20 protein-coding genes are annotated in these 17,929 nt (G+C 56.5%); 9 read left to right on the forward strand and 11 right to left on the reverse strand.

Annotated elements, in window-relative coordinates; genetic code table 11:
* Positions 1-17 precede the first annotated feature (17 nt).
* The gene (locus AC2FH6_RS01760) at positions 18-1,133 is read right to left on the reverse strand and encodes a carboxylate-amine ligase (protein ID WP_142634035.1); all 1,116 of its coding nucleotides are present in this window, start codon (positions 1,131-1,133) and stop codon (positions 18-20) included.
* Between the two features lie 144 nt (positions 1,134-1,277).
* Here AC2FH6_RS01760 and AC2FH6_RS01765 point away from each other — a divergent pair, with 144 nt between their 5' ends.
* Together AC2FH6_RS01765 and AC2FH6_RS01770 are read left to right on the forward strand one after the other, a co-directional pair.
* On the forward strand, positions 1,278-2,123 hold the full coding sequence (locus AC2FH6_RS01765; RefSeq protein ID WP_496700943.1) for a class I SAM-dependent methyltransferase: 846 nt from the start codon (positions 1,278-1,280) through the stop codon (positions 2,121-2,123).
* A gap of 77 nt (positions 2,124-2,200) precedes the next feature.
* Entirely contained in the window at positions 2,201-2,677 is a 477-nt protein-coding gene (locus AC2FH6_RS01770) for a fasciclin domain-containing protein (protein ID WP_496695341.1), read from the forward strand.
* Between the two features lie 55 nt (positions 2,678-2,732).
* Here the strand turns inward: AC2FH6_RS01770 and AC2FH6_RS01775 are convergent, their stop codons facing one another.
* On the reverse strand, positions 2,733-3,320 hold the full coding sequence (locus AC2FH6_RS01775) for a L,D-transpeptidase (RefSeq protein WP_185956612.1): 588 nt from the start codon (positions 3,318-3,320) through the stop codon (positions 2,733-2,735).
* Positions 3,321-3,522: 202 nt separating this feature from the next.
* A complete protein-coding gene (locus AC2FH6_RS01780) occupies positions 3,523-5,022 on the reverse strand; it encodes a CoA-acylating methylmalonate-semialdehyde dehydrogenase (protein WP_142634027.1) in 1,500 nt (499 codons plus the stop codon).
* Positions 5,023-5,123: 101 nt separating this feature from the next.
* Here AC2FH6_RS01780 and AC2FH6_RS01785 point away from each other — a divergent pair, with 101 nt between their 5' ends.
* From AC2FH6_RS01785 to coaD, 3 genes are all read left to right on the forward strand, one after another.
* Complete coding sequence (locus AC2FH6_RS01785; RefSeq protein ID WP_496700946.1) at positions 5,124-6,026, forward strand: LysR family transcriptional regulator; 903 nt, start codon at positions 5,124-5,126, stop codon at positions 6,024-6,026.
* 60 nt (positions 6,027-6,086) lie between these two features.
* Complete coding sequence (locus AC2FH6_RS01790) at positions 6,087-6,524, forward strand: CBS domain-containing protein (protein WP_142634023.1); 438 nt, start codon at positions 6,087-6,089, stop codon at positions 6,522-6,524.
* Positions 6,525-6,609: 85 nt separating this feature from the next.
* The gene (gene coaD, locus AC2FH6_RS01795) at positions 6,610-7,101 is read left to right on the forward strand and encodes a pantetheine-phosphate adenylyltransferase (RefSeq protein WP_142634021.1); all 492 of its coding nucleotides are present in this window, start codon (positions 6,610-6,612) and stop codon (positions 7,099-7,101) included.
* Here the strand turns inward: coaD and gap (AC2FH6_RS01800) are convergent.
* The 3 genes from gap (AC2FH6_RS01800) to gap (AC2FH6_RS01810) all read right to left on the reverse strand — a co-directional run bounded on the left by gap (AC2FH6_RS01800) (position 7,093) and on the right by gap (AC2FH6_RS01810) (position 9,396).
* Positions 7,093-8,097, reverse strand: a complete 1,005-nt coding sequence (gene gap / locus AC2FH6_RS01800) for a type I glyceraldehyde-3-phosphate dehydrogenase (RefSeq protein WP_281994667.1) — start codon at positions 8,095-8,097, stop codon at positions 7,093-7,095. The two genes, coaD and gap (AC2FH6_RS01800), sit on opposite strands and share 9 nt — an antisense overlap.
* 82 nt (positions 8,098-8,179) lie before the next feature.
* Complete coding sequence (locus tag AC2FH6_RS01805) at positions 8,180-8,323, reverse strand: hypothetical protein (RefSeq protein WP_496679620.1); 144 nt, start codon at positions 8,321-8,323, stop codon at positions 8,180-8,182.
* 71 nt (positions 8,324-8,394) lie between these two features.
* Positions 8,395-9,396 (reverse strand): type I glyceraldehyde-3-phosphate dehydrogenase, encoded by a 1,002-nt coding sequence (gene gap / locus AC2FH6_RS01810; RefSeq protein WP_142634017.1) that lies wholly within the window; start codon positions 9,394-9,396, stop codon positions 8,395-8,397.
* A gap of 184 nt (positions 9,397-9,580) precedes the next feature.
* Here gap (AC2FH6_RS01810) and AC2FH6_RS01815 point away from each other — a divergent pair, with 184 nt between their 5' ends.
* On the forward strand, positions 9,581-10,543 hold the full coding sequence (locus AC2FH6_RS01815) for a DUF808 domain-containing protein (protein WP_496691297.1): 963 nt from the start codon (positions 9,581-9,583) through the stop codon (positions 10,541-10,543).
* 58 nt (positions 10,544-10,601) lie between these two features.
* Here the strand turns inward: AC2FH6_RS01815 and tkt are convergent, their stop codons facing one another.
* A complete protein-coding gene (gene tkt / locus AC2FH6_RS01820) occupies positions 10,602-12,626 on the reverse strand; it encodes a transketolase (protein ID WP_496700235.1) in 2,025 nt (674 codons plus the stop codon).
* Positions 12,627-12,860: 234 nt separating this feature from the next.
* Between tkt and AC2FH6_RS01825 the strand changes: the two genes are divergently transcribed.
* The 3 genes from AC2FH6_RS01825 to AC2FH6_RS01835 are packed head-to-tail and all read left to right on the forward strand — an operon-like array spanning position 12,861 to position 14,352.
* Positions 12,861-13,607, forward strand: a complete 747-nt coding sequence (locus AC2FH6_RS01825) for a hypothetical protein (protein WP_496700948.1) — start codon at positions 12,861-12,863, stop codon at positions 13,605-13,607.
* A complete protein-coding gene (locus AC2FH6_RS01830; RefSeq protein WP_281994664.1) occupies positions 13,607-14,002 on the forward strand; it encodes a cell division protein ZapA in 396 nt (131 codons plus the stop codon). Before AC2FH6_RS01825 ends, AC2FH6_RS01830 begins: the two co-directional genes overlap by 1 nt.
* A gap of 5 nt (positions 14,003-14,007) precedes the next feature.
* Positions 14,008-14,352: an MliC family protein gene (locus AC2FH6_RS01835; protein WP_496691294.1), complete on the forward strand. Its 345-nt coding sequence runs from the start codon at positions 14,008-14,010 to the stop codon at positions 14,350-14,352.
* Here the strand turns inward: AC2FH6_RS01835 and grxD are convergent, their stop codons facing one another.
* The 4 genes from grxD to purL form a co-directional block, all read right to left on the reverse strand.
* Complete coding sequence (gene grxD, locus AC2FH6_RS01840) at positions 14,353-14,715, reverse strand: Grx4 family monothiol glutaredoxin (protein ID WP_142634005.1); 363 nt, start codon at positions 14,713-14,715, stop codon at positions 14,353-14,355.
* Between the two features lies 1 nt (position 14,716).
* Entirely contained in the window at positions 14,717-14,992 is a 276-nt protein-coding gene (locus tag AC2FH6_RS01845; protein ID WP_282021284.1) for a hypothetical protein, read from the reverse strand.
* A gap of 238 nt (positions 14,993-15,230) precedes the next feature.
* Complete coding sequence (locus AC2FH6_RS01850) at positions 15,231-15,467, reverse strand: BolA/IbaG family iron-sulfur metabolism protein (RefSeq protein ID WP_142634001.1); 237 nt, start codon at positions 15,465-15,467, stop codon at positions 15,231-15,233.
* Positions 15,468-15,601: 134 nt separating this feature from the next.
* The gene (gene purL, locus AC2FH6_RS01855; RefSeq protein ID WP_496700435.1) at positions 15,602-17,761 is read right to left on the reverse strand and encodes a phosphoribosylformylglycinamidine synthase subunit PurL; all 2,160 of its coding nucleotides are present in this window, start codon (positions 17,759-17,761) and stop codon (positions 15,602-15,604) included.
* Between the last annotated feature and the right edge of the window lie 168 nt (positions 17,762-17,929).

Consider the following 17,929-nt stretch of genomic DNA (forward strand, 5'->3'; position numbering starts at 1 on the left):
TCATACTTTGAGGCAGGTCATAAATCCTGATGGAATTCTTCGATCAGATGCTGAACCACAGCCCTGCCTGCATCCGCACCTTTGGCCGTCGCTTCGGCGTGAACACGTCGTTGCCGCGTGGCAGATGTGCCGTTTTGTGCGATTTGCTGTAGCCGGGCAAGTTCAGTCATGGTGCCCAGTGCTTCGGCATCTTCGGCCAGCATCCCCATCAGTTCACCCATAAGTTCCGGCATGGGCTTGATGGATCGATCCCCGAAATCAATCATGCCTTCGCCGACACCGTAACGCTGCGCCCGCCACCGGTTTTCACCAATCAGGAACCTGTCATATTGCCGCCAACGCAAATTGCGGTCTTTCAGACGGCACAACATTCGAACCAGCGCCTGCACCATGGCGGCCAGCGACAATGTGTGTTCCAACCTCGGCTGCACGTCCATGATGCGTGTTTCAAGCGTTGGAAAGCGATGCGAGGGGCGCAAATCCCACCAGATTTTCGAGGTATCCTCGATCACGCCAAGTTCGACCAGAATGCCTGTCGTACGTTCATATTCCGACCAGCTGGCCAGAACCGGTGGTAATCCGGTGCGGGGCAGGTTGTCGAATACAGTCAGGCGATAGGAAGACAGGCCGGTATCCTCTCCGTTCCAATAGGGCGAGGATGTGGACAGCGCCAACAGATGCGGCAGGAAATAGGAAAGCTGCGGCATCAGGTCGGCCCGCAAGGATGGTTCTTCAACACCGACATGCACATGCATCCCGCAGATCAGCATCCGTCGCGCGACACCGCCCAGGGCATGCTGCAAGGCATCATAGCGCTCTCGGCGCGTGTGGTGCTGTTTCTTCCAGTCCGCAAAGGGGTGGCAGGACACAGCAATCGGGGCCAGATTGTATTCGGCGGACCGATCTGCCACACCCGCCCTCAGGCGTTTCAAATCTTCTCGGGCCGTGCGGATCGTCGCATGGGGGCGGGTGCCAACCTCGATCTGGCACTGCAGAAACTCAGGGCTGACCTGGCCCTGAAAATCGGCCTGGCAGGCTTCCATCAGTGCAGCGGGTGCTTGGGCAAGTTCAAGGCTGTCGCGGTCGACCAGAAGATACTCTTCCTCAATGCCCAGCGTGTATTCCTGCTGCATGGCGGCCCTCTTTCTAGCTTTATGCGAAACAGTGAATACGGAAATACGCTTTTTGCCAAGTGTTTACCGGCAGAGTCCTTGCGGTCTTTGGGCAAGCAGCGGTAAGGAACGGGTCAAAGTTCAGACGAACCCCGGAGCCTTTGTGTGAAACCCAGGAAATTCCCCCGGCTAAACGCCGTTCTCGACCGGTTTGGCGTCAAGCTAATCGACAAGGTTACCGAACGGGACGAACGCGCCCGGCTAGAGGCGTTCGAAAGGGCAGGCGGGCTGACCCGTCCGGCTTATTCGTTGTCACCGGGAATGGCCGATTTCGACATATCGCAGCTGGTAGCCGAATATGGTGAACATGCCGCCGCTTTGGCTGCATTGAAAGATCCGTCCCGCAATCAAACCGGGTATAGGATCGGCAACGGGTATTATGACAGCCCAGATGCGGATGCGTTGTATCTTATGGTCCGTCGTTTCAAACCCAAGCGGGTGATTGAGGTTGGCTGCGGTAATTCAACGCGCGTGACACGGCAGGCTGTATTGGATGGCGGGCTGCAGACGCAAATCACCGCGATTGATCCCTATCCGCGCGCGGACATCGCGCATGTAGTCGATCAATTCGAACAGAAACGGTTGGAAGAGGTCGATCCAGCCCTCTTCGAACAGCTTGAAGCGGGTGACATCCTGTTCATCGATTCCAGCCATGTTGTCCGGATGAGCAATGATGTCGCGCATCTGTTCTGTCGCATCATACCGGCCTTAAAACCGGGCGTTGTGATCCATGTGCACGATGTTTTTCTACCCTACGAATACCCCAAGCGGTTCTTCTATGACTGCCCGGGATGGGGCGAGCAATATATGTTGCATGCATTGTTGCAATCTAGTGCATATTCAATGCTTTGGCCTGGATACTTCTTGCAACAGGATCGCCAAGATGCGGTCGAAGCGCTACCGTTTTTGAAAGATGGGCGCGCTCAAAGTATTTGGGTTCAGGTCAAATAAATCTGACACCAAATTGATCCGGTGCAGCGAAACGCCCGTACCCCTTTCCATAACAACCTGGATAGGAGATCTCAAATATGTTTCGCCGTACTTTCCTGAGCGCCGCCGCCGCAATCGCACTTACCTTGCCGGTTCAAGCGAAGGCCGCCGATATCGTGGATACCGCCGTATCTGCCGGATCATTCACCACTCTGGTCGCGGCGGTTCAAGCGGCGGGTCTGGTCGATACGCTGAAAGGGGACGGTCCGTTCACCGTTTTTGCCCCCACGGATGAGGCCTTTGCCGCACTGCCCGAAGGGACGGTGGAATCGCTGCTACTGCCCGAGAACAAAGACCAACTGGTCGCAATCCTGACCTATCACGTGGTTCCTGCAAAGGTCATGTCAGGTGACATCGCTGGCAAGCGCGCCAAAGTTCTGACCGTGCAGGGTGATCGCCTGAGTGTGAATGGTAAAAACGGCGTCAAAGTGAATGGCGCCAAGGTTGTACAGGCCGATATCGAGGCCAGCAATGGCGTGATCCACGTCGTCGATGCGGTGATCCTGCCGGAATAATTGGCAACCACCGTGATCAAGCAAAAACCCCGGCCGTTATGGCCGGGGAATTCTGTCAGACCAATCTGACCTTGGTGCCAACCTGAACCAGCGGATATAACTCTTCAACATGCTGATTATAAAGGCCAATACATCCAGAAGAACTTTGGCGACCAATCTTGCGTGTATCGTGCGTGCCGTGCACCAGATATGCTGGCCAGCCCAGATACATCGCCCGCGTACCCAGCGGATTTCCGGACTCGCCACCTTCTATTCGGATGGGCAGGTTCGGGTCGCGCTCGCGCATTGAGGCGGTCGGGGTCCAGCTTGGGTTTTCGCGCTTGCGTACTACTTCGGTATAACCACGCCTTGTGAGTTCTTCGCTCATAGGGACTGAGCTGGGGTACAGTTTGTACGTCCCGTCAGCCCCCCAATAGTGTACAGCGCGGCTTGTGATATCTGCCAGCAGGCAGCCGACACCTAACTCATCGAAGTGATCCTGCCAATTCTGGTGCGAGAATGAAGAGACATTCCGCCGCACAGCTAGCTGTGTGCTGATCGCCTCTTCGTCAAGCGGGAAAGCATCGGCGCTGCTTTGTGCGCGCACCAGTGCAGGTGTCATCAACAGAGACGCTGCACCTAACAATGCAGAGCGACGGGTCATGCGGGGATCTGACAAATTGGCCTCCGGTTCAGGAACTGCTCGCGCGAAACTGCGTGTAACTTATGTTTTGCTGATCAGATTTCCTAGGGAGTGTTGAGTGAATTTATTGTGAAGCGAACATCACAAGCGAAACTTGGCCGTGTATTGAAAAAAGCCCGGCCAGTGGTGGCCGGGCTGTGTGGATCCGCCGCTTTCGTTTGGATCAGTCCATGGCTTTGAAGTTGAACTCGCCGCCTTCTTTGATGCCTGAAGGCCAACGCGCGGTGACCGTTTTTGTGCGTGTATAGAATTTGAAGCTATCCGCACCATGCTGGTTCAGGTCACCGAACATGGATTTCTTCCAACCGCCAAAGGTGTGATAGGCCAACGGAACCGGGATCGGAACGTTGATACCGACCATGCCAATATTGATCCGGCTGGCAAAATCACGCGCGGTGTCGCCGTCACGGGTAAAGATCGCGGTGCCGTTGCCGTATTCGTGGTCCATGGCCAGGCCAATCGCCTCTTCGTAGGACCCGGCGCGGACGGTCGACAGAACCGGGCCAAAGATCTCTTGCTTATAGATGTCCATTTCGGGCGTCACGTGGTCGAACAGATGCGGGCCGACGAAGAAACCGTCCTCATAGCCTTGCAGGCTAAAGTCACGGTTATCGACAACCAGTTTGGCGCCCTGTTCCACGCCCGAGCTGATCAGGCCCAGAATGCGTTCCTTGGCGGCACCGGTCACGACGGGCCCCATGTCGACATCATCCCCAGCGGTGTAGGGGCCGACCTTCAGTTTCTCGATACGCGGAATAAGCTTTTCGATCAGCGCGTCGGCGGTATCCTCTCCGACCGGGACGGCAACCGATACGGCCATGCAGCGTTCGCCGGCCGCGCCGAAACCGGCGCCAACCAGGGCATCTGCTGCCTGGTCAAGATCGGCGTCGGGCATGACGATCATGTGGTTCTTGGCGCCGCCGAAACACTGCGCGCGTTTGCCGTTGGCCGTGGCGCGCGAATAGATGTACTGCGCGATTGGGGTCGAGCCTACAAAGGAAACGCCCTGAATGATCTCGCTGTCCAACAGCGTGTCCACGGCCTCTTTGTCGCCATTGACCACCTGGAACACACCTTTGGGCAAACCAGCCTCAACGAACAGTTCCGCCAGCATCAAAGGCACTGAGGGATCGCGTTCGGACGGTTTCAGAACAACAGCGTTGCCACAGGCCAGGGCAGGGCCCACATGCCACAGAGGCATCATGGCCGGGAAGTTGAACGGCATGATCGAGGCCACAACCCCTAAAGGCTGGCGCATAGAATACATGTCGATGCCTGGGCCCGCACTGTCGGTGAATTCGCCTTTCAACATCTGCGGCGCACCGATGCAGTATTCGATCACTTCCAGACCGCGCTGCAGATCGCCTTTCGCGTCAGGGATCGTCTTGCCGTGCTCGCGGCTGAGCGCTTCGGCCAGCTTGTCCATGTCGCGGTTCATCAGGTGAACCATCGCCATCATCACGCGCCCGCGTTTTTGCGGGTTCGTTGCACCCCAGGCCGGTTGTGCGGCTGCGGCGCTAGCAATGGCTGCTGTGGTCTCGGCAGCACTTGCCATCGGGCATTTGTACTGTACCTCGCCGGTAGCGGGGTTGAACACGTCATCATATCGGCCGGACGTGCCGGCGACATTCTCACCGTTGATGAAATGGGACAGTTCGTTCATTGCGAATTCCTCCGAAGGTCTGCGCGCAGAATAGGCTTGCATAAATGGCTTGAACAGAGGCAATGTCCCAAAGGTGTTTTGCAAAATTGCAAAGGTGAAGCGTGACACCTAATTGGGATGATATGAGGGTCTTTCTGGCCGTAGCCCGCGAAGAAAGCCTTTCGGCGGCGGGACGATTACTTCGGATTGACCCGGCTACGGTCGGACGCCGTGTTGCGCGGTTGGAAGCGTCTCTGGATGCGCCGCTGTTCACCAAATCGCAGCAGGGATATGTGCTGACCTCAGCTGGTGAGCGTTTGATGGACCACGGTCTAAAAGCCGAAGAGGCGATGCGCGCTGCGGCAGGCGCCATGGCAGAACCATCTGAGAGGTTGAGCGGGCAAATCCGGATCGGCGCACCGGACGGGTGTGCGAACTACTTGTTGCCGCAGGTGTGTGGCAAGATTTGTGACGCCAATCCCAATCTGGACATACAAATTCTGGCCTTGCCGCGCGTCATCAACCTTTCGCGCCGTGAAGCCGATATGGCCGTGACCGTTAGTGCACCGACCGCTGGAAAACTGCTTGTACAGAAAATTACCGATTACAAACTTCATCTTGTCGCAACGCAGGAATACCTTGCCGATCACCCTGCGGTTTATTCCATCAGCACGTTAGGGGGGCATCGTATGATCGGATACATACCTGATATGATATTCGACCGCGAACTGGACTATCTGGTCGATCTGGGTGTTGACCGAGTCGCGCTGGCCTCGAATTCGGTCTCTGTCCAACTGCGGCAGGTTTCGCAGGGATCAGGGATCTGCATTGCGCATGATTTCACACTGCCATTTCACCCGAAGTTGAAGAAAATATTGGTTGATCAAGTGAGTTTGACACGCAGTTTTCATCTGGTCCGACATCAAGGTGACCAACGAAACGAGCGGCTGAATCGATTCGCGCAGGCCCTGTCCCAAGGGATTCGCGATGAAGTTGAGCGGCTTGAGGCTGAAGCTTCACCTTGACAGGCTATTTCATTCCGGCAACGCTTTGGAAAACACGAAGTTATTTCGGAGGTTACGTCAATGCTTGTTCAGGCCATTCTGAAATCCAAAGCCACCGGAGGCGTGGTGACAGTTGCTCCTTCGCGCACAGTTTCAGAGGTTGCAGGAATCCTTGCGGAAAAGCGCATCGGAACGGTGGTTGTATCAGAAGACGGCGGCAAGACCGCATCAGGCATCTTATCAGAGCGTGATATTGTGCGCGAACTGGCCGCAAGCGGCAGCGGATGCCTATCAAAACCCGTAAGCGCGTATATGACCCGCGAGCTGGTGACAGCGACGCAACAGGATACTGTCCAGGATATAATGTCGCGGATGACCGAAGGGCGCTTTCGCCATATGCCGGTTGTTGAGGACGGTAACCTCGTTGGCATTGTTACCCTAGGCGACGTTGTAAAAGCACAGCTTTCCGAACTGGCAATGGAAAAAGACGCATTGGAAGGCATGATCATGGGCCATTAAGCCCATAGAAACGCGACGCAACTACTTGCACCCATAGCCAAGTTATGTTTGCTTGCGCAGAAATTTCGTTGCGCAGGAGGCGGCAATGAGGGTTGGATTGTATCCCGGAACATTTGATCCGATCACCCTGGGTCATATTGATATCATCCGTCGCGCGGCTGCTCTGGTTGACAAGCTCGTGATTGGGGTGGCGATCAATCGGGAAAAGGGGCCGTTATTTTCGTTGGAAGAACGGGTCGAGATGATCGAAGCCGAATGTTCCTTTCTTTCCGAACAGACCGGAACTGAAATTGTCGCCCATCCTTTTGAAAACCTGCTTATCAACTGTGCCCGCGACGTAGGTGCTCAGGTCATTGTCAGAGGCCTGCGTGCTGTTGCGGATTTCGAGTATGAGTTCCAGATGGTCGGTATGAACCGCGCATTGGACGACTCGATCGAGACGGTGTTCCTTATGGCTGAGGCCCGCCATCAGGCGATTGCTTCGAAACTGGTGAAAGAGATCGCGCGATTGAACGGGGACGTGTCGAATTTCGTCACGCCCCGCGTAAATGACGCGCTGCGTGCGCGCCTAGGATAGCGCGCCCATCGCGGCCGCCGTGTCCAGCATCCGGTTAGAAAAGCCCCATTCATTGTCGTACCAGGCCAGCACCCGGACCAACGTGCCGTCTGTCACCTTGGTTTCAGCCAAAGAGACGGTCGAACTGTGTGCGTCGTGATTGAAGTCGATCGACACTAGTGGGCGGTTTTCCGCAGCCAGGACACCGGGAATATTGGCCGCGGCATCAATGAACAACTGGTTGACCTCTTCTTCGGTTGTTGGGCGCGACACTTCGGCCACCAGATCCACAACCGAGACGTTCGGAGTGGGAACACGGATTGCCTGTCCAGTCAATTTACCTGCCAACTGGGGCAATACGAGACCTACGGCCGAGGCTGCCCCCGTAGTGGTGGGAATCATCGACAACGCAGCCGCGCGTGACAGATACGGGTCTTTTCCGGCGGTATCGTGAACTGGTTGGCTGGCTGTATAGGCATGAACGGTTGTCATGTTTCCGTGGACAATGCCCAAACCCTCGTCCAGCGCCGCAGCAACGGGCGACAAACAGTTGGTCGTGCAGGATGCGTTCGAAACGATCGTATCCTCGACGGTCAGCTCATGGTCATTTACCCCGAAGACGATGGTTTTGACCGCACCATCCCCACGGGCAGGAGCAGAAATCAAAACTTTTTTGGCCCCGTTGTCAAAATGGCGCGCCGCGGCTTCGCGCGTGCGGAACACGCCTGTGCATTCGAGAACAACGTCAATATCGGACCAATCGAGTTTCTCAGGCTCACGTTCGCTGGTTAGGCGGATCGGGCCTGCACCGACATCCAAACCGGCGTCGGTCAGGGAAACGGGCTTTGTATAACGTCCATGCACACTGTCGAATTCAAAGAGATGCGCGTTAATTTCGGGCTTGGCCAAATCGTTTATGGCCACGATCTGAACGTCGGTCCGCCCAGATTCCATCAAGGCCCGCAAAACACCGCGCCCGATCCGTCCAAATCCATTGATTGCCAACTTGAGTGTCATGGTCTGCTCCGTCTGGGTGTCTGTTATTGCAAAGTTAGCGCTAACAAAGCTAGATCAAGGAAAAAGTCAAGAAAAACCTCTGTCAGCGCCAGAAGGCGAGCCAGTCCAGGAAGGTGTAAAGTTTCTTTCCCAGGAAGATCAGGTTCTCAGAGTCGAACATTGCGTAATCGACTAGCAGACAGCCAAGTATTAGAAGGCCAAGCCAGATAGCAATTTGATTGGTCATGTTGGCCCCGAATGAAAACACCCGCCCAGATAAACTGAGCGGGTGTAAAGGTACAACATTTCTACGGCGTTTTAGTTAAGCCGTCCCATGGCAACGGCGACGTCTGCCATACGGACCGAGAAGGCCCATTCGTTGTCATACCAAGCCAGAACACGAACCATGCGGTTGTTAACGACCCGTGTCTGGTCTGGTGCGAAAATCGAGCTTTCTTCGGTATGATTGAAATCGGTCGAGACCAGCGGCGCAGGCTCATAGCCCACGACGCGCTGCATTGATCCCCGTGATGCTTCACGAACGATGGCATTAACATCTTCGACAGTCACGTCACGCGCCGCATGGAAAGTCAGGTCGACAGCAGAAACGTTTGGTGTTGGTACACGGATAGCTGAGCCGTCCAAACGACCCTTCAGGTTCGGCAGAACTTCGCCCAGAGCTTTGGCTGCACCTGTTGAAGTTGGGATCATGGACATTGCCGCAGCGCGCGCGCGATACAGGTCACTATGACGGCGATCCAGTGTCGGCTGGTCGCCGGTATAGGCATGGATCGTAGTCATGATACCGTGTTCGATCCCGATACCTTCGTCCAGCACCTTGGCAAGCGGAGCAAGGCAGTTCGTAGTGCAAGAGCCATTCGAAACCATTCTATCTTCAGTAACCAGGCTGTTGTGGTTCACGCCATAGACAATGGTTTTATCAACATTCTTGCCTGGCGCAGACAAAAGAACCTTCTGAGCGCCGCGTTCCAGATGCGTTTTGGCTTTCAGGCCATCGTTGAATTTTCCGGTGCATTCCAAAACGACGTCACAACCTTCCCAGTCAAGCTCGTTCATATCGTAAGTCGAGAACACCTCCATTGGGCCGCGGCCCAAATCCATGGTGTTGCCTTCGATCGAAACATCGCGGGGAAAGCGGCCGTGGATGCTGTCGTATTTCAGCAGGTGGGCGGTAGTTTCCAATGGGCCGGTCGCGTTGACCTTGATCACTTCGATGTCGTTGCGGGCCGATGCCGCAATATGCGACAGGGTGCAGCGGCCGATACGGCCAAATCCATTGATGCCGACCTTGATGGTCATCTGACGTCTCCAAAAATGCGCTTGCTCTGCGGGGCATATAGCGGCACAGACGCTTTCTCAAAAGGGCAAAAGTGACATATTCTTAACGTGTTAGCGCAAACCTTCGCCGGTTGCGCTAACGCTTGCGCTAGCCGTCGGATCGGGTAGGGTCCCCTGGCGACAGGTGAGATGAGAGGAAACACGCATGAGTGGTTTGTTGGCACTGTTGGATGATGTTGCTGGCATAGCAAAGGTTGCTGCGGCGTCAGTGGACGATGTGGTCGCTGCCGCCGGCAAGGCCGGGGCCAAGACTGCGGGCGTGATCATCGACGATGCAGCAGTTACTCCGAAATATGTGCAGGGCTTTGCCCCGGCGCGGGAATTGCCGATCATCTGGCGCATTGCGCGCGGCTCGATTTTCAACAAGATTATCCTGCTGTTGCCAGTCGCTTTGTTGCTGGCCAATTTTGCACCCTGGTTGATAACGCCCTTGTTGATGCTTGGCGGGTCCTATTTGTGCTTCGAAGGGGCAGAAAAGATATTTCACCTGCTTTTCCCTCATGGCAGCCACGTTATAGACGAAGATATGAAGGTCAAAGACCCGGGCCATCTGGAAGAGCAGAAGGTCAAGGGTGCGATCAAAACCGATTTCATCCTGTCCGCCGAGATCATGACAATTGCCCTGGCCGCCATCGAGGCACCGAATATCTGGATGCAGGCGGCAACGCTGGCCGTTGTTGGACTAGGTGTGACTCTGGCCGTTTATGGCTCGGTCGCCTTGATCGTGAAGATGGACGATGTGGGCCTTTTCCTGGCGCAGAACGCACCAACGCCGATCGGGCGAGGATTGGGGCGTGGATTGGTCAAGGCGATGCCGGTTGTCATGAAAGTGCTGTCGATTGTCGGCACAGCTGCGATGCTGTGGGTTGGCGGCTCGATCATCATTCACGGGCTTGAGGTTCTGGGTTTTGGCTGGTTGGGGCATCAAATCCATGACATGGCCTATGCAGCCGGGCATGCGGTTTCGGCGCAATGGGAAGGTGCCGTGGAGTGGATTTCCAAAGCCACGATGGATGGCATATTCGGACTGGCCTGGGGGTTCGTGCTTATCCCGATTGCAACCAAAGTGGTCGCGCCGATTTTGTCTCGGAAATCTGAAACGCATTAATCAGAAAACGAAAAGGGCGGCGCATGGCCGCCCTTCGCTTGATGTTTGAAATTGGGAATTACAGCTCCAGCAATTCCTTGACCTTTGCAACTGTGGCCTCTGCAGTGATGCCGAAATGTTTATACAGTTCATCAGCGGGCGCAGACGCGCCAAAGCCCGACATGCCGATGAAGCCCGCCTTGGCGTCACGGCCGCGTTCCCCCAGCAGCCAGCGGTCCCAGCCTCCGGCGCGGACGGCGGCCTCGATGCCGACACGGACGGCTCCACCGGGCAGAACCCGCTTGCGATACGCTTCATCCTGCTCGGCGAACAGTTCCATGCATGGCATCGACACGACGCGCGTGCCAATGCCCTCGGCCTCGAGCATCGCCTTGGCTTCCATCGCCAGCGACACTTCCGAACCGGTTGCGATCAGGATTGCCTGACGCTTGCCTTCGGCTTCGGCAAGAACATAGCCGCCTTGTGCAGTCAGGTTTTTGGTTTTGTGATCCTTGCGTACGGTCGGCACGCCTTGGCGGGTCAGAGACAAGACCGAAGGGCTGTCCTTGAAGGTCAGCGCCAGTTCCCAGGATTCCGCTGTTTCAACGGCATCCGCCGGGCGGAAAACATAGGTATTCGGTGTCGCGCGTGAGATCGCCAGATGCTCGACCGGCTGGTGGGTCGGGCCGTCTTCGCCCAGACCGATCGAGTCATGGGTCATCACAAAGACCGTGGGTATCTTCATCAGCGCTGCAAGCCGCATCGAGGGCCGCGCATAGTCGGTGAACGCCATGAAGGTACCGCCATAGGGGCGGATGCCGCCATGCAGCGCCATACCGTTCATCGCGGCGGCCATGCCGTGTTCGCGGATACCATAATGGATGTACCGACCCTTGCGGTTTTCCGGCAGGAACACGCCCATATCGGCCGATTTCGTGTTGTTCGAACCGGTCAGGTCAGCAGAGCCGCCAATAGTTTCCGGCATGATCGGATTGACCGCGTTCAGAACTTTCTCGGACGAGGCACGGGTGGCCAACTTGGGCTGATCTTCCGACATCTGCTTTTTGAACGAGCGGATGGCCCCGGCCAGCTTTTTGGGTGCCTCGAACGCATAAGAGCGGTTGAACTCGGCCTGTTTGCGTTCAGAGATCTGCGCGAAACGCTCCTCCCACGCAGAACGCTCGGCTGCGCCGCGCGAACCGATTGCTTCCCAGGCTGATTTGACATTTGCCGGGACTTCGAAGGCGCCATGCGGGGCGGCATAGGCCTCTTTGGCCGCTTTCAGCTGTTCCTGATCGGTCAGGGCGCCGTGGCCTTTCGAGGTATCCTGCGCGGCGTGACCCAAAGCAATATGGCTTTCACAGGCGATCATGGTCGGCTTGTTTGACGATTTCGCCTTGGTGATGGCCTCGTCGATGGCCTGCGGATCATGACCATCAATCTCGATGACCTGCCAGCCCGAGGCGGCAAAACGTTTCACCTGATCGGTCCGGTCAGCTATGTCGACCGTGCCGTCGATGGTGATGTTGTTGTTGTCCCAGAACACGATCAGCTTACCCAGCTCGTGACGGCCGGCCAGCGTGATGGCCTCTTGGCTAACGCCTTCCATAAGGCAGCCATCGCCCGCGATGACATATGTATAGTGGTCTACGATCTTCTTGCCGTAATGAGCGCGCTGGATTTCCTCGGCCATGGCAAAACCAACAGCGTTCGAGATCCCCTGACCCAGCGGGCCGGTTGTGGTTTCGATCCCGTTGACAAGGAAGTTCTCGGGGTGACCTGCAGTTTTTGCGCCCAGCTGACGGAAATTCTTGATCTGTTCCAGCGTAACGTCAGCGTTCCCAGTGAGATACAACAGCGAATAGATCAGCATCGAGCCGTGACCGGCGGACAGGATGAACCGGTCGCGGTCGGGCCAGCTTGGGGCCGAGGCGTCGAATTTCAGGTGCTTTTCGAACAGTACGGTCGCGACATCGGCCATGCCCATTGGCATACCGGAATGGCCGGAATTGGCGGCGGCGACGGCGTCGAGGGTCAATGTGCGGATGGCCGCAGCTTTGTCCCAGTGTTCGGGGTTGGCATTGCGCAGCGCAGTCAGGTCCACGGGTGTTGTTCCTTTGGATTACAGGCAGATGGCCGCTCAATACCATTCAGCCCTCAAAGTGCAAGTAGAACTGGGTGCTGCAGGGTTTTGCTGGATCAAGAATGTGACCCAAGTCGTTGAAAGCAAACAGTGGGTATTTTCGATGCCATTGGGTTAGACTAGGCCAAGACGCGTACAAGGTTGATTCGGATAACCTCGCGAAACAAGGAACCTTGATAAAAAGGTGGCAGGGGCATGAGCCAGATCGAAGAACTACAACGCCGTATTGTGGCCGCGATGGATCGGATTGGATCCGGCATTGCGACAATGGCGGAAGTTGGCGCAGGCAGCGGTGGAGAAGATAACACTCTGCGTGTAGCTCTGGATGATGAGAGGGTTGCGAATGCTCAACTTGAAGAGCGTCTCAGATCATTAAAAGAAAGGCACGATTCCGAAGTCGATGCCATGCGCCTAGAAATCGAAGGCTTGCGTAATACCCCGTCCGATAGTCAGGAAAGTGCCGCGCTGCGCGAGCAACTCGACGATGCCAAGGCACAGCTTACCTCGGTCGAAGCCGCACGGGCCGAGTTGGCAAGCGCAAAGGCAGCATTGGAAGATCAGGATGTTGTCGAAGAACTGAAAGCCGAAAATGCCCGTCTTCGTTCGGAATTGGCGGATAGTGAACGCGTGGCGGAACTCAGCGCTGAGTTAGAAATGCTGCGCGCCGAACGCAGTAGCCATGGCTCGGCGATGTCGCGTCTGGATGATGATCTGCAGCGCATGCGCAAAGCCAACGAACAACTACGAATGTCGGTCGAAGAGCTGCGCGCAGCTGCAGAAGACGGAATGACCGATGCGGATCTGTTGAACCGTGCCACAGCTGCCGAGCTTGAGGCAACGCGCGCAGCGCAGGCCACCGATGCGGCCGAAGCACATGCCGTGCTGGCCCGGTTGGAACCGTTGCTGTCTCAGGCGAAACTGGCCGAAGGAGAGGTGGAATAATGCCTGAATTGACCATTCAAATCGGGGGGCGCGGCTTTGAGGTTTCGTGCCAGGAAGGCGAAGAGGTTTTCCTGCAAGCTGCTGCAAAATTGCTGGATGATGAAGCGCAGGTGTTGTCGGATCAGATCGGTCGGATGCCTGAATCCCGGATGCTTTTGATGGCTGGATTGATGTTGGCAGACAAAGCCGCCGCCACAGGTGACAAAATCAACTCGCTGGAAAATAAGCTGGCGGAGGCCGAAGCCGAGCTTCGGAACCTGCGTAGCATGCCACAGCCCGAGCCGGAAAGAATTGAAGTTGCCGTGGTTCCACCTTCGGTCACTGACACCTTGGCAGAATTGGCTGCTCGGGCCGAGGCAATGGCGGCATTCATAGAAGAAAAGTCAACGAAATGATAAATATGCGTACTATTGCTATTGCAACTTTCATGTCTGTGTCAGCGCAGGTTTCCTGGGCTGGGATCGATATTCTGCCCGTCACATTTACTTGTGATAACGGCGTGCCTCTTGAGGTTGCCTATTTCAATGCCGAGGATGGATCCAGCGCGGCAGCCATGATGGTCGACAATAAGCTGGTGACTTTGCACCAAGCTCAGAGCGGCTCTGGTATCCGCTATGAATCCGACGGAACAACTGGCACTTACATCCTGCGCTCCAAAGGCTGGGACGCCACGGTGAGCTTTCTGGCGACAGGTGCAGATGCCGCCAGCGAGCAGGTCTTATTGGGAAATTGCGTCAGTCGCTGATCAGGCGTTTGCTTCCCTGATTTTATCAGCGGCTTCCTTGTTGTAGCCGACACCGTTTTCGTCAAACAGCGTATCCAATTCGCCCGACAGGGTCATCTCGGTGATGATGTCGCATCCGCCTACGAACTCGCCTTTGACATAGAGTTGCGGAACAGTCGGCCAGTCAGAATAGTCCTTGATCCCCTGACGCAAGCCCTCGTCGGCCAGTACATTCACGTCAGCAAATTCTACACCCATGTAGTTCAGCACGCCTGCCACGCGCGAGGAGAATCCGCATTGCGGCATTTCCTTGGTGCCTTTCATATATAGCACCACATCATTGGCTTTGACGGTCTCGTCGATCTGGGTTTTCACGTCGGTCATGTTACTTTTCCTTGTCATCCGCATCCGGGGCGGTCGTTTCATCCTGTGATGGGGCGGCGACCCATCCTTCCTTTTCCAGCCGTCGGTGTTCGGCCTGCGCCAGGGCCAGCGGATTCAGCCCGTATCTCTCGATGCCGTCAACCTTGCTGATTTTGTCCGGGTTTGGACGCATGTCGACCAGTTTACGCTTTCTGTTTCGCTTCACATAGGCCTCGATCAGCGCGGCGGCAACTATCAAAGCCGCGATTGCTGATATCCAAGCCAGCCATGTACTCATTTTTTTGGAGCCATGGCTTTAGCGTATTGCTGCGGATCTCGGGTCACCCTCGCCACAGTCGGGTGTCCACCGCCCGGGCCGCCCGTATGCACGCCATGAGTTATTAGTTGATCTCCTTGGCCGGGTTCGCTTCCGCGAGCTTTCTTATTGGTGCCGGGCAAAAAAGCTGATCGAACAACCAATATGCACCCAACCAGCGCCACCAAAGAGCAAATCCCGTAAATCCAGAAAGTCGTGCTCACTCAGGCACTTTCGTCGTCAGAGCCAGCGCGTGCAAGTCGCCATCCGGGCCGTCCATCTTGCCTTTGAGGGCTGCATAAACTGCTCGCTGTTGTTGCACCCGGTTTTTGCCACGAAAGCTCTCATCCACGACCATGGCCGACATATGTACGCCGTCGCTGCCGCCGACCTGAATGTCCGCATCGGGAAACGCGTCGCGCAGCAGGTTCTCAATCTCGTGGGCGCTCATCGGCATGTAGGTTTCTCCTGAAAGTCTTTCCCAAGATGTAGTGCGCCGGGGCGGGGCGCGCAAGGGTCAGATAGACGCCCCGAAATGACAAAAACCTGCACTTGTCAAAGTGCAGGTTTTCAGAAGCGCAGGCCCCAAAATCAGGCGACGGCTTCGGCGAAGCTGTTGCGGAAAGTGGCAGTCAGTTCATCAAGCAAGGCCTCAGAAGAGCCGATGCGGACGCTGTCGCCCGTGAACCGCCCGACCGATACCAGTGGAACGCCAGCCTGACCTGCGGCAATCATCAGGGCTTCGGCCTGGTCAAAGTTGCAGGCGACCAGATAACGGGCCTGATCCTCGCCAAACAGGAATTCGGTCGAGGCGTCGTCAAGCGTTATGCCGACGCCGGTTGCTTCGGCCAGTTCGAAGGCTGCCAATGCCAGACCACCATCGCCAAGATCGGTGCAAGCCTTGATCATCTCTCGGTTTGCGCGGATGAACTCTCCGTTGCGCTTTTCGGCGTCCAGATCGACATGCGGCGCGTCGCCATCTTCGCGGTTGAACACTTCGGCCAAAAGGGCGGATTGGCCCAGATGCCCCTGCGTATCGCCGATGACCAGAGCCACGTGGCCGTCGCGGACCTCATTACCTATGATCTCGTCCGTGTGCGCCAGAAGGCCGACCGCTCCGATTGTCGGAGTCGGCAGGATCGCTTGACCGTCGGTTTCGTTGTAAAGCGACACGTTGCCGGACACGATGGGCATATCCAATGCTGCGACGGCCTTACCAATGCCTTGGATGGCACCGACGAACTGGCCCATGATCTCGGGCTTTTCCGGGTTGCCAAAATTCAGGTTGTCAGTGGTCGCCAGCGGCAATGCCCCGACGGCGGTCAGGTTGCGGTAGGCTTCGGCAACAGCTTGCTTGCCGCCTTCAACAGGGTTAGCTCGCACATAGCGTGGGGTCACGTCACTGGTGAAAGCAAGAACCTTGTCGGTGCCGTGTACACGAACCATGCCGGCGCCCAGACCAGGCGTACGCACGGAATCAGCCATAACCATGGTGTCATACTGCTCGTAAACCCATTGCTTGCCCGCATAGTTGGGCGAAGCGAGCAGGGCGCGCAGACCGTCGATTGGGTCGATCTGAGGCACGTCGGCCAGATCTTCTGCTTGCGGTGTAGGCTCCCACGGGCGATCATATTCGGGCGCGGTTGAGGAGAGTTTGGACAGAACCAGATCGGCTTTGACCTCACCATTATGCATGATTAGAAAGCGATCTTCGGCGACGGTTTCACCCACGATGGCGAAATCCAGATCCCATTTATCGAAAACGGCGCGAGCCTCGGCCTCAAGCTCGGGCTTGAGAACCATCAGCATGCGTTCCTGGGATTCCGACAGCATCATCTCATAGGCCGTCATGTTCTCTTCGCGCTGGGGGACGTTTTCCAGATCAAGCCGCACGCCCAGACCGCCTTTGTCGCCCATTTCCACGGCCGAGCAGGTCAGACCCGCCGCGCCCATATCCTGGATCGAGATCACCGCGCCGGTCTGCATCAGCTCCAGCGTCGCTTCCATCAGGCGTTTTTCGGTGAACGGGTCGCCAACCTGAACGGTGGGGCGCTTTTCCTCGATCGTGTCGTCAAATTCGGCGCTGGCCATGGTGGCTCCGCCCACGCCGTCGCGTCCGGTCTTGGCCCCAAGATAGACAACCGGCATGCCGACGCCCGATGCGGCTGAGTAGAAAATCTTGTCACTGTCAGCCAGCCCGGCTGCGAAGGCATTCACAAGGCAGTTGCCATTATAGGCCGGGTGAAAGCGCACTTCGCCGCCAACGCAAGGGACGCCGAAACAGTTGCCATAGCCGCCGATACCTTCGACCACGCCATTGACCAGCTGACGGGTCTTGTGGTGGCCGGGTTCACCAAAAGACAGCGCGTTCATCGAGGCGATTGGGCGCGCACCCATGGTGAAAACGTCGCGCAGGATACCTCCAACCCCGGTGGCCGCACCTTGATAGGGTTCGATGTAAGACGGATGGTTGTGGCTTTCCATCTTGAAGACCACGGCCTGACCATCGCCGATATCGACCACACCTGCATTTTCACCCGGTCCGCAGATCACCTGGGGTCCAGAGGTGGGCAGGGTGCGCAGCCATTTCTTGGAGGATTTGTAGGAACAATGCTCGTTCCACATGGCCGAGAAAATGCCCAACTCGGTAAAGGTTGGCTCGCGCCCGATAATCTCCAGGATCATCTCGTATTCTTCGGGTTTCAACCCGTGCGCGGCAATCAGATCCGGTGTGATGGCGGGCTCTTGCATCGTTTGTCCTGTATCCATGGTGGCCGAGATTGCGGGCCTTGTAGGGCAAGGGCGCGTCTGTGGGAAGGGCCAAGTCAGCGCAGGGTCGAATAACGTAACCGGCATATGCCAATTTCGAGCTTTTCTGCGCTTTGTGTACCCAGAAAAAGAAACGGAACCGCGCCAGTG

The organism is Ruegeria sp. CDSC045 (assembly GCF_059610725.1).

Bases quoted from the DNA above. Each gene is read 5' to 3' on its own strand.
- AC2FH6_RS01815 (WP_496691297.1), top strand. From the start codon at position 9,581: ATGAGTGGTTTGTTGGCACTGTTGGATGATGTTGCTGGCATAGCAAAG.
- purL (WP_496700435.1), bottom strand. From the start codon at position 17,761: ATGCAAGAGCCCGCCATCACACCGGATCTGATTGCCGCGCACGGGTTG.
- coaD (WP_142634021.1), top strand. From the start codon at position 6,610: ATGAGGGTTGGATTGTATCCCGGAACATTTGATCCGATCACCCTGGGT.
- AC2FH6_RS01775 (WP_185956612.1), bottom strand. From the start codon at position 3,320: ATGACCCGTCGCTCTGCATTGTTAGGTGCAGCGTCTCTGTTGATGACA.
- gap (WP_142634017.1), bottom strand. From the start codon at position 9,396: ATGACCATCAAGGTCGGCATCAATGGATTTGGCCGTATCGGCCGCTGC.
- gap (WP_281994667.1), bottom strand. From the start codon at position 8,097: ATGACACTCAAGTTGGCAATCAATGGATTTGGACGGATCGGGCGCGGT.
- AC2FH6_RS01825 (WP_496700948.1), top strand. From the start codon at position 12,861: ATGAGCCAGATCGAAGAACTACAACGCCGTATTGTGGCCGCGATGGAT.
- AC2FH6_RS01835 (WP_496691294.1), top strand. From the start codon at position 14,008: ATGCGTACTATTGCTATTGCAACTTTCATGTCTGTGTCAGCGCAGGTT.
- grxD (WP_142634005.1), bottom strand. From the start codon at position 14,715: ATGACCGACGTGAAAACCCAGATCGACGAGACCGTCAAAGCCAATGAT.
- AC2FH6_RS01770 (WP_496695341.1), top strand. From the start codon at position 2,201: ATGTTTCGCCGTACTTTCCTGAGCGCCGCCGCCGCAATCGCACTTACC.
- AC2FH6_RS01760 (WP_142634035.1), bottom strand. From the start codon at position 1,133: ATGCAGCAGGAATACACGCTGGGCATTGAGGAAGAGTATCTTCTGGTC.
- AC2FH6_RS01805 (WP_496679620.1), bottom strand. From the start codon at position 8,323: ATGACCAATCAAATTGCTATCTGGCTTGGCCTTCTAATACTTGGCTGT.
- AC2FH6_RS01790 (WP_142634023.1), top strand. From the start codon at position 6,087: ATGCTTGTTCAGGCCATTCTGAAATCCAAAGCCACCGGAGGCGTGGTG.
- AC2FH6_RS01850 (WP_142634001.1), bottom strand. From the start codon at position 15,467: ATGCCGATGAGCGCCCACGAGATTGAGAACCTGCTGCGCGACGCGTTT.
- AC2FH6_RS01780 (WP_142634027.1), bottom strand. From the start codon at position 5,022: ATGAACGAACTGTCCCATTTCATCAACGGTGAGAATGTCGCCGGCACG.
- AC2FH6_RS01845 (WP_282021284.1), bottom strand. From the start codon at position 14,992: ATGAGTACATGGCTGGCTTGGATATCAGCAATCGCGGCTTTGATAGTT.
- AC2FH6_RS01830 (WP_281994664.1), top strand. From the start codon at position 13,607: ATGCCTGAATTGACCATTCAAATCGGGGGGCGCGGCTTTGAGGTTTCG.